Genomic DNA, 17976 nt, shown 5'->3' with positions numbered 1-17976 from the left:
CCTTTCCCCGGAGAGGAACCCGGATGATTCCACCCGCGGGAAACGGTCGCGATATTCCAGGGAGACGACAGGCAGAGGGGACCTTCAGTAGAACGATTTACCGGAAGAGTGCCGCCATCCATGCGCCCCGGAACGATCTCCGGCTACTTCTCCACGTCCTATTAGTCATCTGCCTGGCGGCAAGTGTCCCGGGCATTGCATCCGCCGGGACTACCGAGATCCGGGTGGTAAAATACGCGGTGGACGGGTTCACCATCCTTGCCGAAAAGACCGTTGATTACCGGTGGATGGAGCAGAACCTGCGCGTGTACGGTGATGGATCCACCCATTACTACCACCAGGGACCGGTCTTTATAGATGATCCTGACCCTGCAAAACAGGCGGCACTCCGGTGGAACCCCGAGGAGGACACGAACGTCCAGGAAAAGGACATGGGTGCGGTCAAGGGCACGAACCTGGCGGACCTCTGCAACCTGGTAGGGGGCATGGGGCCTGAAGACGTGCTGAAAATACGCTCGTCTGACGGATGGTACAAGACGCTTCCCTACAAGAACGTGTTCGAATATTCCAGCCGCGAAGGGCCGATCATCATCTGCTGGAACAAGGACGGCAGGTACCCGGACACCGGGTACACTGATGGCATGCGGATGGTCTGGTTCGCTGATACCTCTACCAATCCCTGGGGCATCCATGCGTTCGGTGTATGGGACTGGCATGAAGCAGCGGATGAAGAGTACTGGTACTATTACCAGCAGGGAAACGAGAAGTACCCCACCACGACGGGACTTTCCGGGATGTATATCTCTGAGATACTCATATACAGCCAGGAAGAGCCGACAGGAAGCATCAAGGTCACTTCAACTCCTGCGGGTGCCAGGATAATTCTTGACGGAGATGAGACAGGTGAGGTGACCCCTTTTACCCTGGAGGAGATCCCTGCAGGCAGTCACACTGTCAGCGTCTGGAAAGAGGGTTACCTTTCACCGGATGAAGAATGGGTCGATGTGGCCCACGGGGTGGTGAGCCCTGTTCATTTCGGTCTTGAACGTGAATTCTCCTCCGCCATTCCAGGGACGGGTGACACAGCTATGCCTGGTGAAACCCGGTATGACGGGGAGCAGGGGTCTCTGGGAGTGGTGACCGGTGGGATGAGCGGAAATGTCACGATGCTCGTCGCGAGCGGGGCAAGCCAGGTCTGCAGGAGCGGCGAGACCCTCTCCTACCAAATCGCGACGGATACCCTGTCCTCTTCCCCGTCTCAATGGGCAAGGCTCTATGTCTTTTCACACAAGGGGTATACAGGCGACCATGCGCTGGAAGTCAGGGTCAATTCGGTGAAAGCCGGTACTCCCGACCGCTCGACATATCACCATGCCGATGGGAGGGTCTCTGAAACTCTTGTCTTCAATGTGACCCCGATGGTCCAGGCAACCGGTGCGATCGAGGTCTCTGTCAGGAATCCCCCGGGAGGAAACGAGTGGACGATCTATCCTCCGGTCCTCCTCATGTTGCACCATGACGATAGTGAACCGATGCGGAAGAACTGGGTCGCTGAAGGTTCAGGGTTCATCCGGGCCGTGGAGGACTACTCTCCGCAGGACCTGGCAAATATCACCATCACTGACTTTTCCGGTATCCAGCCTGGATATTCCGGTGCGGAACTCGTGGTGATCGGCACCGCTCCGGAGATATCCGATACTTCGTTTCCCATGGTCATCCAGAATTCAGTCCATATACCCGGGAAATACACGCACGAGGAGGACGGGGTATGGATCTGCCGCTTCAATGTCACCCCGCACCTGACCGGGTATGTCCATACTGAATTCATCTGGAAAGCGGCCGGCCCCGGGGATCGAAGCGAGGTTGCACCGAGGGTGGCGATTCTCTCCATTTCATACCCGGAAAGACCAGTCACACCGACACAGGATAGCGGGTTTTCGCCTGCTGTGAATACGACGGGTCCCGGACCCATGGATGACGGTAAAAACATTTCACCTCCCACAGTTCCTGTCCCCACATCGCCTTCTCATGGAGCATCCGAGGTACCTGCCGGGGTCGTTTTGCAGGATGAGCCCTTCCTCTCCCGTATATGGAGGATGATCTTCTGGATCTTTGGAATTCCATTCCCCGGGTACGAGACGCATGGCTTTGTAAGCGGGGAGGAGTATTCCCGGGACTCCGATGACCTGGGAGGCGATATCCATCCTCCTGATCACCAGGCTCCTCCTACCTATCCGTTCACCATCACCACGACTCCACCCGGTGCCATGCTCACCATCCCGGGTCTTGCCGAGACGAGTGTTTCCCCGGTGACATTGTTCCTGCCTGAGGGAGATTATCTCCTTACCGCTGAGATGGACGGGTACCTGGTCAACCAGACCGTGGTGCACCTTACAGGCCCACAGGAGATCACCCTTGTCCTGGCACCTGGTGACACTGCCCAGGAGACTGAACCCCCGAAAACGCCTGCAAGGTCGCGGCATGGCGGCCTTTTTATCACCACCTATCCCGGTGACCTCGAACTATCGGTTGATAACAAGGTTATGGAGGGCAAGAGCCCCCTTGTCCTGTTCGGATTAAAAGAGGGATACCACACCGTGAAAGCAACCCGGACGGGTGCAGCGGCAGGGAAGGGTGAAAGTATCATTGCGAGGGTGTGGGTCCACCACGATGCCATCTCCGTGTATGAACTGGACTTTGTGGGGATCAGGATTGACCGGTTGATACGAATCACCGATGACCCGGGAACTCCCACGGCCTTCACGCTGAACGGGTTTTACCCATTGCTGCGTACCCCGGTCACCCTCGATGTTCCCTGGACCGGGTCATACATCACCCTCATTGGAGAGGGCACCTACACGAGCTTTTCCATCCCTGACAGTATGCTTTCCGGCAGCGAATTCGTTCTCCCTCCATATCCCGGGAATTTTCACACCATCGCCATTGAGTCTTCACCGCCGGGAGCCGGGATATTCATCGACGGGGCAAGGACCGGAAATACCACTCCCTCGCTCGTTGGAGGGTTATCGGAGGGTCCGCACCGCGTGATGGTGTCCCTGCCGGGGCATATCCCGGCACAGAGGCTCGTCACCGTGCCAAGGACCAACGAGGAGTTCATAAAAGGGACCATCTCGTTCGTCCTCGACACGTATCCGTGCGGCCCGCTCCGGGTAGAGAGTATACCTGATGGTGCCGCGATATACCTTGACGGGATCGCAACCGGAGAAAAGACGCCGTTTTCCTTCTCCGGCATTCCCCTGGGGGTGCATCAACTCACGCTCAAGACCGGCGAGATCTCGAGATCGCGGGACATCACCATCCGTCCTGGCAATGCGAACAGGTACATGGTGGTGATGGAGCAGTAGGTTGAGATTACCCGTTTCGGTACTCAATTAAAAAGATCACTGAATAGACCCCTCGTCGTTCACTGCCCCGTGTCCTGCATGAGTCGCCAGATGCTCTCCCAGGGGGCTGATCGGCAGTGAGGTTCTCCCTTTTTCGCTCCCGTAATCGTCCTTAAATGGATGTAATTAAGCAAAATACCTGGAAACCTAACTTCGCCACTTTTCAGTACTTCCATCAAATTTAAACGACTTAACCCAATTCGCCAGAAGCAATTTACCAGTGATTTGGCGCCTCCAGGCTACCATATCTCTTGATAAAATCTCCAAGAATTGGGCGTATTTCTGGGGAGAAGTTGGAAATGATCTTGACAGGATACCCAAAAGAAGGGTATATGATCGTAAGTGTCAAATTCGTGAGATAATTTTGAGGACTTTCAGATTTTTCACGACGGGATCTTTACAGAAAAGTTGTGTCAAACTCACCAGGACTTTGGTGAGGAAAACGATCAACACGTCCCGATCACCGCGTGTTTGGACCAGTGCCGGATCGGCCGGGCTCGGCTCCTTCTTTGAGGTCCCGGATGAACTTCTCTGCACGGTCACGATTCTTGTAGGCATTCAGGATGTTTTCGGGATCATCATCGATGGTTGATTCAAGCACGAAGAAACCTTCAAGACCGGTTACATAGGGGTTGGGGATATCGCCAATGATCTTCTGGAGATGACCACGGGCGATGATCCAACCCTCAGGAGCGATATACTGGCCGAGATCTTTTCCGCGTTCAACCTTCTTTGTGAGAACCTTCCCCTTCTCCAGGTCTTTCTCAAGTTTCCTTGCTTTCTTCGTCAACTGGTCACAGGCCAGGTCGTCACAGAAAAATATGTACCGGACTTCTTCGCCATCCCGATATTTGACACATGAATAGACCCGGTTGCCAGAAACGAATGAAACCTGGCTTTCTTTCCTGGCATGGTAGATCGTTATCTCGTTCCGGTATGGTCCTTTCTTCTTTGCTTTCAGGGTCAAATAATGGAACTTCAGATCGCGGATCCTTCGTTTGTTATCCTGGGTATTCCCTCCACAGTCAAACACCAGAAGACTGCCTTCAGGAAGAACGCTCGAGCATAACCGGATCAGCATCTGCATATGCTTTTTATCCTGAACATTTCCTTTCTGGATGGTCAGCATCGTCGGTATGTTATTGAGGCCGACACTGATCCCAAATGCGATCTGGAGTTTCCCTGGCTGATTGTCCCGGGAATACCCTAACTCCCCAGCGGACATTTTGTCCCCTCAAAGTAACTCGAACTGAAGTCCACGAACTGGGTTGGATCCACGAGGCTCTGCTGGGAGATCCAGCGTTGAAACTGGTCAAGAACAATCGACTTTCTTTCTCCCAGTCGTTCCAGAGTCCGATACAAACTCCGGTCTGAAATTGTATCTTCAAACCCCAGTGTCTTGAGAAGTTCGTCGGGGGTAAAGTCCAGAATCTTATTGATCGATACCGATTGATTGAGTTTGTTGCTGATGAGAAGCTTTACGGATGGTATGAATGACTTGCTTCGACCACCAACTCCGCCAAGAACTGATGCGAAAAAGTTGGTCTCCGAATCAATTTTATCGATTAATGCTATATTACCTAATGAGAAGGCTGTGTTTTTTTGCATGAAATTATATAAACACTACCTTCTCATCCTTCTTCTGGCGAAGTCAGGTGGAAACATATCGCCATTAATAATCGTTGCCGTCGATAGCACCGGGATCGGGGTCATAAGCCCGGGGAGGGTGGATGTACGAGGAGCGGAGGAAATACGGGAGATCAAACCAGGGGTCAAAACACGGGGAATGCTGCCACGAGATCGAGCGGATCATCCTGTGGCGCTGAATGTGTCCGCGAGCGGGTGAAAAGCGTTGGCTACCGAGAATGTAAAAGATATCACAAAATACAAGATGGGATGGAGGATCAAGGGAGTGTATTCTGCCGTGAAACGAACATTCGGCGAATCGGTATCTCCCTTTTCCCGTGAAGGAATGATTGCGTGAAGTGATGATGAAGTTTCGGTTGCTGCAACATGCTGGTCCCGATGGATGTATAGGGGCCAGTTCAGGTTTATACCGGGTAAAATGAGCCGATTTGGAATTGGTGCACCACAGCAATTATAAGGTAGGCCTTATTAAAACATGGGTCAAGGAACAAAAAACGGACCGCTCTGGCAGAAGGATCGGAAAAGAGGTGGATTTTCAATCATGTGGGAGAATACCCGGAAACGAATTTTTCTTATCATGATAGTGCTATTTGTAGCATGCATGAACGTACCGGTAGTGGCTGAAACTATGGATGAAGATACACCTTCAATTCTCTGGGGGCCGTATATCACCGGATTACTACAACAACGAGTACAATTGTGAACGTGAAGACGGATACCGCTTCCAGCCTCACCATCGAATATGCAACGGACGCGTATTTTTCTGCAAATTCAGGATATGACCGGTCTGCCACCGATAACCTCACCACCGTGCTCCACCATGTCCCGCTTGCCGGGTTGAAACCCGGGACCCTGTATCATTACCGGGTATTGTATAACGGTCAATGTACCGGTGATCTGCATTTTTCCACCTTCCCTGAGAGCGGCCCGGTCATTTTCGTCGTCTACAGCGACACGCAGGACCATCTCCCCACCTTCAGCCAGCTCGAACGGCACAAGCTGGTTGCGGACCGGATCGCCGCAGAGCCTGGCGTCGCATTCGTGCTGCACTCGGGTGACCTGGTGAACAATGCTTCAAACCTCTCTGACTGGGACCGCTATTTTGCAGCTGGCAGGGCGATGATGGCAAACACCACGGTCTTCCCTGCTCTCGGAAACCATGATGCCAACCATTCCAATTACTACCAGGCGTACGGAATGCCCCCATATTACTCGTTTGACTGTGCGGATGTCCACGTGGCCGTCCTTGACAGCAATGACTGGGCCTGGCCAAACTTTTCCACCCAGAGCGCATGGCTCGCAACCGATCTCCAGACGGAGAAGCCTTTCCGGTTCATTTCGTTCCACCTTCCTCCTTACACTTCGGAACGGAACCATTCCGGAGGTTACGAGAACATCCGGCTTGAATGGGAGGATATATTCATCGAACACAACGTGACGGCGGTGTTCAACGGGCATGTCCATGCTTACGAGCGGTTCCTTGCACATAATATCCACTATTTCGTGTCCGGGACAGGAGGGGGGCCTGCATACAATCTTTCGGTTCCAAGGGCCGAGTATTCCCAGAACAGCCTTGAATATGCACTCGCCTATATCCGGGTCACCATCGATCCGGAGCCTGGAACAGCAACAGCAGAGATGATCCGGGTCGCGGACGTATCCTCTGACCTCAAGAGCATCACGACACTCTACCCGCCGGGCACGGTCTTCGAAACCGTGGTCATGAACCCTGGGGGAGCGCCGGTTGCGGAGTTCACATCAGATATCCGGACCGGTCCCTGCCCGCTGACCGTACAGTTCACCGACCAGTCCACCGGTTCGCCCAACTCGTGGGCCTGGGACTTTGACAACGACGGTATCGTTGACAGCCCTCTCCGGAACCCGGTGACATCCTACGTGATTCCCGGCAAATACACGGTATCATTGACCGTGGAGAATGCCTGCAGCTCGGATACCGAGACAAAATCCGATTATATCAGGGTCACACGATATGTCAAGCCTTTCCCGGGCCAGTCGAATGACCCCACGGATCCTGACGGTGACTTCCTCTATGAAGACATCAACGGGAACGGAAGGCTCGACTACGACGATATTGTCCTGTATTACGGGAACATGCAGTGGATCCGGGACCAGGACGATGTGGGGATCGAGGCCTATGATTACAACCAGAACAGTCGGATCGATTACGATGATGTCGTTGTCCTGTACCAGGAGCTGCTTTCGAGAAACTGAAATTAACTTCTACACTCTATCAACCTCGTCAACTTGATATGCTTTATCGAGATGAAAAAGAAAGATTATTATTCCGCCGATAAGAAGACATACCTCGAACAAATTTAGTTGACAAAATTTTCTATATGAAAGGAGTGCTGCTTGCTATGTCACCGGAATGTAGAAGATCGCTTTTGGTTACCGCAATTCTCCTTCTTGCGGTATGCATGGTCGCGCCCGCGATGGCGGCGACCACTTCTGTAGAGATTAGGAAATACGCGAACGATGGAACGACCATTCTTAACAGTACTACGGTTAACTACACGTGGATGATGGACAACCTCCCGGTAATGGGCGACGGGATCACCCATTACTACCACCAGGGACCGGTCTTTATATATGATCCTGATGCCGCGACCCAGGAGATGCTGCGGTGGAATCCTGAAGAAGACACCAATGTCCTCGAGAAGGATATGGGGGCGGTCAAGGGGACCAACCTGAAAGATCTCTGCGATCTTGTGGGCGGAATGTCTCCCGGGGAAGAAGTCAAGATTCTCTCTTCCGATGGGTGGAACAGAATGTGGGCCTACAAAAATGTCTACGAATACTCGGATCGTGAAGGTCCAATAGGTATCTGCTGGTTTAAGGATGGCAAGTATCCTGATTCGGGATATTCCGAAGGAATGAGGATGGTATGGTTTGCAGATGATTCGGTCAATACCCTTGGACCTAATGGAACTGGTGTCCATGCATTCGGGAACTGGGACTGGCATGAAGCAGCGGATGAAAAGTACTGGTATTACTACCAGCAGGGAAACGAGAAGTATCCCACCACGACCGGACTGTCCGGCCAGTACGTGAACCGGATCTACATTTACAGCAACGAAGCGCCCCCGGCACAACTTGATGTGATCTTCGAAGGCACGGTCACCCTCGCTGACGGCACGTTCACCTGGACCGATGACAGCGGGGACGATTACGAGGTAAGCACCCTCACCCCGCACGGGGCGCTCGAGGCGGCCTTCCTCGCCGATGGTTTTACCTACGGCGGGAGCTGGCATGGCAACAGGAACACCGCGCTCATCAACTGGATTGACTCCGGGACAGCCAATTACACCTACGATGGGACAGTCACCCCAAAACTGGCCTGGAACTACCAGAAGAACGGGGTCTACCAGAACTACTTCTCGAACACCACCGGTGTGAGCAACAACGATGTTGCTGACGGTGACTTCCTCGAGTTCTACTTCGGGCCTGACCAGCAGACCACCGACAATGCGACCGCTGTTCTCAGGATCACGGTTAATATCCAAGGAGGCGCTGTACCACCCGTTGCGGCGTTCACATCTGATATTCAGTCCGGCACAGCACCACTGACCGTCCACTTCACCGACCAGTCCACCGGTTCGCCCACCTCATGGGCCTGGGACTTCACGAATGACGGGGTCGTTGACTCGATCGCACAGAACCCCTCCCATACCTATTCTGCACCCGGCACCTACACGGTCAGGCTGAACGTTACGAACGCGGAAGGGTCCGATGAAGAGGTGAAGACCGGGTACATAACTGTCACCGAAGCCCCGCCGGCATCAGAGTTCCTCGCCGGCTGGTCATACCGGAAGCTGGTCACCATCGGCGGATCGCCTGACGGGGATCTCACCGATTACCAGGTAAGGTTCACTGTCCACAGGGCGGACGGGACCGATTCAGGGGAGAACGTATACCTCGGAACCAGGGTCAAAGCCGATTACTCCGACCTCCGGTTCACCACCACTGGCAATGTCCTGCTCCCCTACTGGATTGAGCCATCAGAAACCGGTTCAGCTGTTGCCTGGGTGAAGGTGCCGTCGATCCCGGTGACGGGGACACAGGTGTATCTCTATTACGGGAATCCGGTTGCGGTGGCGGTGAGCAATGGCGATGACACGTTCCCGTTCTTCGACGACTTCCCAGGGACTTCGCTGAATGCCGGGAAATGGGATAGTATGGGATCACCAACCGTATCAGGTGGGATATGCACACTGTCATCTACAGGAAACGCGGTATTAATAGAGGGGAAGGAGAGTTTCGGACAAAATTACGCAGTCCGATCAAGGCTGAAATCAGCCCATTTTGCCTCAACAGACTTTTATGAGTATTTCAATTTCCTTAATCCAGCAACCTTTGCGGGGGGCTATGTGTATTACTCCCACTCTTTCGGCCCTGGTATGCTATATAACTATAATACAGGATTCAGCAATCCGGAACTAATCACAGGCTGGACAGCAAATACATATGCCATTCAGGATATTATCAGGAGCGGCTCGACCAATGTTATGTACTTGGTCAATGATGCAAACCAGAAAGCGATATCTGAACAGATGGATAGCTCCAGTTGGATTCCTCAGATTTACGTATCAGGCGAAAATTCCAGAATAGACGTTGACTGGGTCCTGGTTCGCAAGTGCACCGTTACTCCACCAGCGATAGCAGCGTGGGGAGCCGAGGAGGAGGAGGAAGAAACCCCGCCACCGGCCATCCCTGAGCTCTTCAACGGGACAGTGAACCTGGCGCCGGGTTCGACCTTCAACAAGGTCGCATACAACTCCCAGACAAGTTACACGGTCAGCTGGACAACGCCCCTCGGGGCGCTCCAGGCAACCGGCCTGACCTACAATGTCACTGACAAGCGTTGGTCCTCCGACCAGGTGCTCCTCCTCGATGACGTGGAAGAGTACATCCGGAACTCGCCCGGAAACTGGTTTGCCTATGTGAATGGCGTTTACAAGGATGGATATGGGAACCATGCCAACGGACTGAACGTCATCGAACTCTCTGACGGCGACCGGGTCGACTTCTATTATGCTGCAGGGGTCGGGGACAAGAACAACCTCACCGAGACCCTCTCCAAGGCCACCGCCGCAGTCAGGACCGTTGCCGACACTTCGGGATCCGCTCCCCCTGGAGACTGGACGCTCTCTCTATCCGGTGCAATTTCAAAGACGATAACGAGGAGCGAATTTGAAGCGGGAGTGGCCTGCCAGCCCAGCCATTCCGCCACGTACACTGACGGCGATGGCAATGTATGGGGCGGGATTCCTCTCTGGTTCCTCGTCGGCTGGGTTGACGATGAGAACATGCATGGCCCCTTCAACGACGCACTTGCCGCTGAGGGATACTCGGTCAAGGTGACCGCTGGAGATGGCTACTCGATTAACTTCGAAAGCGGAGACATCGCGAGGGACAACGGCTACATCGTGGCAAACACCCTGAACGGGGAACCGCTGCCCCTCACCAAGCCAAACAGCACCAAGTTATGCTTCCCGCTCCAGATGATCGGCCCCAAGGTCTCCTCTGGAAAGCTGGTTGGAAACATCGTCTCAATCGAACTTGTCGGACTCCCCGAACCGCCGGCAGGGTGGACCCTCAGGATGGAAGGGGATGTGGTCGATATAATATCACAGCAGTACTTCGAGCAGGGCATCGCATGCACCCACGGCGTGACCTATACAGATGGAACCGGGAACACCTGGGGGGGGGTCCCGCTCTGGGACCTTGTCGGAGCTGTTGATGATATAGAGACAACCAGTCACTGGACATTCAACGATACCCGGGCGAATGTGACAGGGTACACGGTCCGGGTTATTGCCGGTGATGGATTCAATGCGACCTTCAGCAGCCTCGATATCAGCCACAATAATGGGTTCATCGTAGCCAATACCCTCAACGGCACACCGCTGACCGGATCCGATGCAAACCTGAAGCTTGTAGGACCCGCAACAACGGGCGGAAAGCAGCGGATAGGCAACATCACAACAATCCGGCTTGAAGGTCTGCCAGGGTATCCTGCGGGGGACTGGAGCCTTGAGCTCATCGGCGCCATCAGCGACACCATCCCCCTGCCTGAGTTCGAGGACTGGGCGGCATGCCATCATGCAACATACGACGATGGGGAAGGTAAAGTATACGAGGGCATCCCCCTGTGGCGGATTATGGGGTGGGTCGATGACAGGATTCCCCATGGGCCGAACGGCTTCAACAACGCCCTCGCCACTGCGGGCTACACAGTGATCGTGACAGCAGGGGATGGGTACAGCAAGGAACTTACAAGCCAGGAGATCGGGACCGACAACAGATTTATCATTGCGAACAAGGTGAACGGGGAACCGCTCTCCGGGACAAAGGCCCCCCTCCAGCTTGTCGGATCCGGCCTGCCCTCTGCGAGTTACAGCGTTGGGAACATCGCCAGTATCAAGCTGACTGCGTTCCAGGAGCCGACCGAGATCCCGACCATCACCATCATTAAATACGCAAACGATGGGACCACCATCCTCAGCCAGACCACGGTCGATCACATCTGGATGGAGGCAAACCTGCCGGTCATAGGCGACGGCACTACGCACTACATGTACCAGGGCCTCACCATGGACCCGGATGATATCTGGGACCCCACCGAGACCAAGGGGATGTCCCCGCCCAAGATAGACAACGCCATTAAGGCAACGAAGGTGAGGGATCTCTGCGAGCTTGTCGGAGGAATGGAACCCGGAACCGAGATCAAGTTTGTTGCAACTGACAACTTCGAGACCATACTCCCCTACGATGCCATCTATCCCAACCCCCACGTCTATTCCCACCTCGGTGAATCAGTAATCGCCTGGTATGCCGATGGGAACTACGTCCCCAAGTTCGGCGACGGTCCGAGGCTCTTCTTCACGCCGGAAGATCATGTCGTCGGGCAATGGAACATGCACGAAGCCCTTCCCGAGCAATACTGGCATTATAACTGGAACGGGGGGGTCCAGTACCCGTCTGTCGCAGGTCTCTCAGCCAAGTATATCTCCACGATCAAGATCTATTCGGCCCCTGCTGCTGACTGGTCACTTCTGCTTGACGGCGAGGATATCGGCGGGATGAGCGAGACGATCTCACGCAACTACTTCGAGTCTGCCCTCGCCTGCCAGTTCGGCGCAAATCACAAGGCTTCGTATACCGACTCTGCAGGAAGAACATGGGAGGGAATGCCGCTCTGGTTCCTTGCCGGTTACGTGGATGATGATGACCAGCACTCTAACGATGGGTTCAACAACACCCTGGCCGCAGCCGGTTATGATGTGAAAGTGACCGCAGGAGATGGTTACTCCACTACCATCCCAAGCGAGCAGATCATCCGGAACAGCAACTACCTGATTGCCAATTCCCTGAACGGGACACCGATTCCCGGAGACGACCAGAACTGGCCGCTCCGTCTCACCGGGCAGAATGTGACCGGCGGCATGGCGGTTAAGGGAGTCGCCTCCATCCACCTCCTGTCCCGCCCATCCAGTGGCGAACCCGAGGTAAAGATCGTACCTGCGCAATCTGCCCTGTCGCTAGACACCACCGCACCGTACCAGATCCTCCTCACGACCGCACCAGCCGGCCTTGCAGGATATGATCTCCAGGTCACGCTTGGTAATCCAGCTGTTGGGGAGATTGTTACAGTGGAGTACCCGGCCTGGGCGGAACTGAGCAACACGACACCCCAGCCACCGGCTGATACCCTGAGATTAAGCGGGGTTGACATTGGCAGGAATATCCAGGCAGGAAGTGTGAATGTCCTCCTTGCAACCATCACGGTCAGGGCTGACAGTATGGGAACCACCCCGGTTACCATATCCGGTGTGCACATGGACGCAGATGGAGGGGCTGCAATCTCACCGAAGGTCACCTCCGGGGAGATCGCGGTCCATGCCTCATTGTCCGCTGACTTCGAGGCAAATGTCACGTCCGGAAAGGCTTCCGCATCAAGGCCCCTGTTCGTCGCCTTCACTGATCTCTCGACCGGCACTCCTCCCGCTTCATCGTGGTCGTGGGACTTTGATAACGATGGTGTCGTGGACAGCACTCTCCAGAACCCGGTGGCGTCCTACGTGAACCCCGGTAACTACACGGTATCGCTGACCGTGGAGAATGCCTACAGCTCAGATACCGAGACAAAATCCGATTATATCAGGGTTACACGATATGTCAAGCCTTTCCCGGGCCAGTCGAATGACCCCACGGATCCTGACGGTGACTTCCTCTATGAAGACATCAACGGGAACGGAAGGCTCGACTACGATGATGTCGTCCTGTATTACGAGAACATGCAGTGGATCCGGGACCAGGACGATGTGGGGATCGAGCCCTATGATTACAACCAGAACGGCCGGATCGATTACGATGACGTAGTGCTGCTGTATCAGGAGCTTCTGGCGAGTCACCCGTGAACCACCTGGAATCCAGGAGATCTACCGTGCATTACCAGAATACACGACAAAAAATGAGTGTCAGGGGAAGAAGGAGGGCAATGCACAATTCCATCCCGGAATTGCCCCGACTTCGATCCCATGAACCACAACCCATTTTTACAGTGCCGTCCTAAAAGAGGAATACCACATGAAAACCTCCACAGTTCACCAGATTATTTTTTTTATCGCATGCAGTATCCTGTTGCTTTCACCGGTCTGTGCATCGAGTATCCAAATCGATCCTTCCTCTATTACAGTGCAGCAAGGCAAGACTGCCACGGTTAACCTGACCCTGAACGATGTTTCTTCAGGTCTCGCGGGCTACGACCTTGTAGTCCGGTTCTCTAACCCTCTCGTTGCAGACGTATCAGAAGTCGTGTATCCTTCATGGGCGGTCCTGAACAACACCACGCGAAAAACTGACGGATCTGTCAGGATAAGCGGGGTGGATATCTTCAGGCAGGTCGAACCAGGAACAAAGGATATACCGCTCGCAACTCTGAGCATTAAAGGAATTTCAGGAGGGTGGTCATCATTCATAATCGAGTCAGTCTACATGGATGCAGATGGCGGATCCGCGATTACCCCGACCATCCCCACCGGAACGATAACCGTGCCAGGACCTTCAGGGCCTTCCACCGGCGGCGGTGGCGGTGGCGGCGGCGGTTCGGGTTCCTACATTTCCCAGTCCCGCACACCCGCGACTCCTTCACCATCCCCAACTGCAACCACCCCGCCAGAATCAACACCGGTACAAACCCCGCCTATTGACGAAGGGACTTCAGTCCCATTGACCACCCGGGTAACTGAACAACCCCCAACGGAAGCACCCGCCACCACAGAGATGCCGGACTGGACTGATATCATACCATTCTCATGGATAGTCGGCGGGATCGCTGTATTAGTGGTTCTCATTATCGCTGCACTTATCGCACTGAAGAGGGAAAGGGAACACGGGTGAAGTCTCCGGTCTGCACCGGTTCCACAACCCATTTTTTTATTAACTGTCCAGGGTCAACCGCAAAGATCCTTGTAAAATGTCGTCATAGTAACAATCAGTGGCCGAAAAATCGGCAGAATAACGATACCATACCAGTGAAATAACCGCTGTATCCAGTATCCAGTCCCTCGTAATCACCAGAGTTGCGAGCAGAAAAAAAACCAAGCTGAAAGCCCGCATCTCAGAGCCCGGGAGCACGGCTGGACCAGCACAACCGGAACAGCAACCGACCACCCTCGATTGATGGGCTACGATGTCTCCCAGGGTCAGCGGAAGAAAGGAGAAAGGCTGCCTGGCAGGCAGAATGGGCATGAAGGCCATACCCTGGAAGGGGTAGAGACCCCCCCACCAGGTCCGGGGTTCATACCGTCTTTTCAGCATGCGAGGAACGCAGGGGCTCACTGTAACCAGGTGAGACCCTCCAGGGTGGAAACGCTCCGCATTGTTCTCCTTGACAATGCAGGGAGGGTTGCCTGGGACCGATCATGCTCCAGCGGGGCCGACCGTTCGGTGGTCTCGATCATACAGGCAGCGGATGGCAGTTTTACCGTCATGGGAAATGTGTGCAGGTTTTAAAAAGACCTCCCCTGGCGATTGCAATGCAAAACCCCGGTGACCCTTTATACCACCAGGGGGAGAGGCAGGGGACGTTATATTATGTCCGGCACTTTCCCTATCGGTAAAGTTGATGAGCGGGAGTAACAAGACTATCCTGTCGGCTCAGGCCGGAGGCTTCCTCATTCCCTGAAAAGGAAAGAAAGGAGTACAGATAATGGAAAAAAAGAAGAAACTGACCACCGCTGCGGGTGCACCTGTTGCTGACAACCAGAACGCAATCACCGCCGGTCCCCGCGGGCCAATGCTGATGCAGGATGTCTGGTTCCAGGAGAAACTTGCGCACTTCGACCGCGAGGTGATCCCGGAGCGGCGCATGCATGCCAAGGGGTCCGGCGCATTCGGGGTCTTCACGGTCACCCATGATATCACCCGGTACACAAAGGCAAAGATCTTCTCAGAGGTCGGAAAAAAGACTGAGGTGTTCGTACGCTTCTCGACTGTTGCCGGTGAGCGGGGGGCTGCCGATGCGGAACGTGATATCCGCGGATTTGCCGTCAAGTTCTATACCGAAGAGGGGAACTGGGACCTTGTCGGGAACAACACCCCGGTATTCTTCCTGCGGGACCCCCACAAGTTCCCTGACCTCAACCGGGCGGTCAAGCGCGACCCCCACACCAACATGCGTTCTGCAAAGAACAACTGGGACTTCTGGTCGTCGCTTCCCGAAGCGCTGCACCAGGTGACCATCACCATGAGCGACCGTGGAATCCCCCTCTCCTACCGCCACATGCACGGCTTTGGCAGCCACACTTTCAGCATGATCAATGCCAGGAACGAACGGGTATGGGTCAAGTTCCACCTCATCACGAAGCAGGGGATTAAGAACCTGAGCGATGAGGAGGCCGAGGCGGTCATCGCCAAGGACCGGGAGAGCCACCAGCGCGACCTGTTCACGAGCATCGCGAAGGGTGACTTCCCCCGCTGGACGATGTACATCCAGGTGATGACCGATGAGCAGGCAAAAAAGATGCCCTACAACCCCTTCGACCTCACCAAGGTCTGGTACAAGAAGGAGTACCCGCTGATCGAGGTGGGTGTGCTTGAGCTGAACCGGAACCCCGACAACTATTTCCAGGACGTGGAACAGGCGGCATTCAACCCTGCCGCGGTCGTACCGGGCATTGGGTTTTCTCCCGACAAGATGCTGCAGGGCCGCCTCTTCTCCTACGGCGATGCCCAGCGTTACCGCCTCGGGGTAAACCACCACCAGATCCCTGTCAACCGCCCGAAATATGCACCGGCGCACCCATCCCACCGGGACGGCCAGATGCGGGTTGATGGAAACCATGGCGCCACCATCGGCTACGAACCGAACAGTTACGGCGAGTGGCAGGAGCAGCCCGGGTACCGCGAACCGCCGCTTGAGCTCTCCGGTGCGGCGGCGGCCTGGAACTTCCGCGAGGACGATTCCGATTATTACACCCAGCCGGGCAAGCTCTTCCGACTGATGAGCCCTGCCCAGCAGAAAGTCCTCTTCGAAAACACCGCACGGGCCATGGGAGATGCACCGGAGTTCATCAAGATACGGCACATCAGGAACTGCATGAAGGCCGACCCGGCATACGGCAAGGGGGTTGCGGACGCCTGTGGCATCTCGATGGATGCCGTCAAGGAATCCACCTGAAGCGATCTCCTCCCTTTTTTTCCAAGGGCAGCTGTCATGCCATGCTCCATTCTCACTGCAGGTCGTCCGGGACCGGTTCCTGTCCGTTCGCAAAGACCGGTAACCTTTTCCCGTTCTTTTCCAAGAACCTGGTATGAAGGGGTATATCGAGTACCAGCGCCGTGAGTACTGCAGGGACGTGCAATGCCCGATCCAGGTGCTCCTGGACAGGGAAGTGGAAAACTCTCCGCGATATGAGGAAATCCGGGCGATCTGTGCCTCCCCCTGCCTGCATACCACCCATGCATTTCACCGCTGGCTGACCGGGAAGGGCTACCTCATCGTCAGGCCGGATAACCGGTAATCCCAACGCTTTTTACCGTTGCATATCCTTACTTCTCGTGGAGTGTCCCCATGGTGAATGCGTATCTTGATGCAGGAATCCAGAGCCGGATGAACCGGATAATCAGCCCGATCGACAACCGGGTGGTCATGCTGGCCATCGACCACCCCTATTTCCAGGGGCCGACAACCGGGCTCCGGGACATGAGCACGACCGTCAAAACCCTCCTCCCCTACTGCGACTGCCTGATGACCACCCGCGGGGCGGTGCGCAGCAACATCGCCCCCGAGGATCTCGGGTCTAAGCCCATCATGCTCCGGGTCTCCGGGGGAAACAGCGTCCTCTTCGATGATCTGAGCGATGAACAGGTCACGGTGAGCATCAAGGAAGCCATCCGGATGGATGCGGCCGGTGTGGCGGTCAGCGTGTTCATCGGTTCGGCCAACCAGCAGCGGACGATCCTCAACCTCACCGACATGATCAATTCCGCCGAGGAGTATGGCATCCCGGTCCTGGCCGTCACCGCCGTGGGAAAGGACATGGCCCGGGACCTTCGCTACCTGGCCCTTGCTTCCCGTATCTGCCAGGATGCCGGGGCCCGGATCATCAAGACCTATTACTGCGATGAATTCCCGAAGCTGGTGGAGTGGGTCGCTCCCACGGCAGTGGTCGTTGCCGGCGGGAAATATTCGAGTCCTCCCGATGCGCTCGAGATGGCCTACAACTCGGTCCAGGCCGGTGCGGCAGGGGTTGACTTCGGGCGGAACATCTTCCAGGACGACAACCCGGTGGGCATGATCAGGGCGATTGGGGCAATCGTCCACGAAGACCATACGGTAAGGGAAGCCCTTGAGGTGTACAGCTCCTGCCTGCCCGGTGCCCGGAAGCTTGACTGAACC

Annotated in this window: 10 protein-coding genes; 7 read left to right on the top strand and 3 right to left on the bottom strand. The window is 55.1% G+C overall.

The features are described from left to right. The first annotated feature begins 23 nt into the window (after positions 1-23). Positions 24-3365, top strand: a complete 3342-nt coding sequence (locus IPI71_09855; GenBank protein QQR70922.1) for a PEGA domain-containing protein — start codon at positions 24-26, stop codon at positions 3363-3365. Positions 3366-3864: 499 nt separating this feature from the next. On the opposite strand, the gene IPI71_09850 is transcribed toward IPI71_09855, so the two are convergent. Next, positions 3865-4629 carry a hypothetical protein gene (locus IPI71_09850; GenBank protein ID QQR70921.1) on the bottom strand — a complete coding sequence of 255 codons (765 nt, stop codon included), beginning with the start codon at positions 4627-4629 and terminating at the stop codon, positions 3865-3867. Then, positions 4611-5012, bottom strand: coding sequence for a hypothetical protein (locus IPI71_09845; protein ID QQR70920.1), 402 nt, complete (start codon positions 5010-5012; stop codon positions 4611-4613). The genes IPI71_09850 and IPI71_09845 overlap by 19 nt, the downstream gene beginning before the upstream one ends. A 738-nt stretch (positions 5013-5750) precedes the next feature. Between IPI71_09845 and IPI71_09840 the strand changes: the two genes are divergently transcribed. From IPI71_09840 to IPI71_09830, 3 genes are all read left to right on the top strand, one after another. After that, positions 5751-7283 carry a metallophosphoesterase gene (locus IPI71_09840; GenBank protein ID QQR70919.1) on the top strand — a complete coding sequence of 511 codons (1533 nt, stop codon included), beginning with the start codon at positions 5751-5753 and terminating at the stop codon, positions 7281-7283. 125 nt (positions 7284-7408) lie between these two features. After that, positions 7409-13492: a DUF2341 domain-containing protein gene (locus IPI71_09835; GenBank protein QQR70918.1), complete on the top strand. Its 6084-nt coding sequence runs from the start codon at positions 7409-7411 to the stop codon at positions 13490-13492. Between the two features lie 169 nt (positions 13493-13661). Then, positions 13662-14474: a hypothetical protein gene (locus tag IPI71_09830; protein QQR70917.1), complete on the top strand. Its 813-nt coding sequence runs from the start codon at positions 13662-13664 to the stop codon at positions 14472-14474. A gap of 437 nt (positions 14475-14911) precedes the next feature. On the opposite strand, the gene IPI71_09825 is transcribed toward IPI71_09830, so the two are convergent. After that, on the bottom strand, positions 14912-15067 hold the full coding sequence (locus IPI71_09825) for a hypothetical protein (GenBank protein QQR70916.1): 156 nt from the start codon (positions 15065-15067) through the stop codon (positions 14912-14914). Between the two features lie 218 nt (positions 15068-15285). Between IPI71_09825 and IPI71_09820 the strand changes: the two genes are divergently transcribed. The 3 genes from IPI71_09820 to lsrF all read left to right on the top strand — a co-directional run bounded on the left by IPI71_09820 (position 15286) and on the right by lsrF (position 17973). Continuing rightward, entirely contained in the window at positions 15286-16755 is a 1470-nt protein-coding gene (locus IPI71_09820) for a catalase (GenBank protein ID QQR70915.1), read from the top strand. 133 nt (positions 16756-16888) lie between these two features. Then, on the top strand, positions 16889-17098 hold the full coding sequence (locus tag IPI71_09815) for a hypothetical protein (protein ID QQR70914.1): 210 nt from the start codon (positions 16889-16891) through the stop codon (positions 17096-17098). A 50-nt stretch (positions 17099-17148) separates the two neighbouring features. Then, the gene (gene lsrF, locus IPI71_09810; GenBank protein QQR70913.1) at positions 17149-17973 is read left to right on the top strand and encodes a 3-hydroxy-5-phosphonooxypentane-2,4-dione thiolase; all 825 of its coding nucleotides are present in this window, start codon (positions 17149-17151) and stop codon (positions 17971-17973) included. The last annotated feature ends 3 nt before the right edge of the window (positions 17974-17976 follow it).

Source organism: Methanolinea sp., from assembly GCA_016699325.1.
Classification (GTDB): domain Archaea; phylum Halobacteriota; class Methanomicrobia; order Methanomicrobiales; family Methanospirillaceae; genus UBA9949.
The sequence above is the reverse complement of the archived record's forward strand: the minus strand, read 5'-3'. Positions and strand labels throughout refer to the sequence as shown.

Excerpts from the sequence above, each read along its gene's own strand:
- IPI71_09855 (QQR70922.1), top strand. The coding sequence starts at position 24 with ATGATTCCACCCGCGGGAAACGGTCGCGATATTCCAGGGAGACGACAG.
- IPI71_09850 (QQR70921.1), bottom strand. The coding sequence starts at position 4,629 with ATGTCCGCTGGGGAGTTAGGGTATTCCCGGGACAATCAGCCAGGGAAA.
- IPI71_09845 (QQR70920.1), bottom strand. The coding sequence starts at position 5,012 with ATGCAAAAAAACACAGCCTTCTCATTAGGTAATATAGCATTAATCGAT.
- IPI71_09835 (QQR70918.1), top strand. The coding sequence starts at position 7,409 with ATGAAAGGAGTGCTGCTTGCTATGTCACCGGAATGTAGAAGATCGCTT.
- IPI71_09830 (QQR70917.1), top strand. The coding sequence starts at position 13,662 with ATGAAAACCTCCACAGTTCACCAGATTATTTTTTTTATCGCATGCAGT.
- IPI71_09825 (QQR70916.1), bottom strand. The coding sequence starts at position 15,067 with ATGACGGTAAAACTGCCATCCGCTGCCTGTATGATCGAGACCACCGAA.
- IPI71_09820 (QQR70915.1), top strand. The coding sequence starts at position 15,286 with ATGGAAAAAAAGAAGAAACTGACCACCGCTGCGGGTGCACCTGTTGCT.
- IPI71_09815 (QQR70914.1), top strand. The coding sequence starts at position 16,889 with ATGAAGGGGTATATCGAGTACCAGCGCCGTGAGTACTGCAGGGACGTG.
- lsrF (QQR70913.1), top strand. The coding sequence starts at position 17,149 with ATGGTGAATGCGTATCTTGATGCAGGAATCCAGAGCCGGATGAACCGG.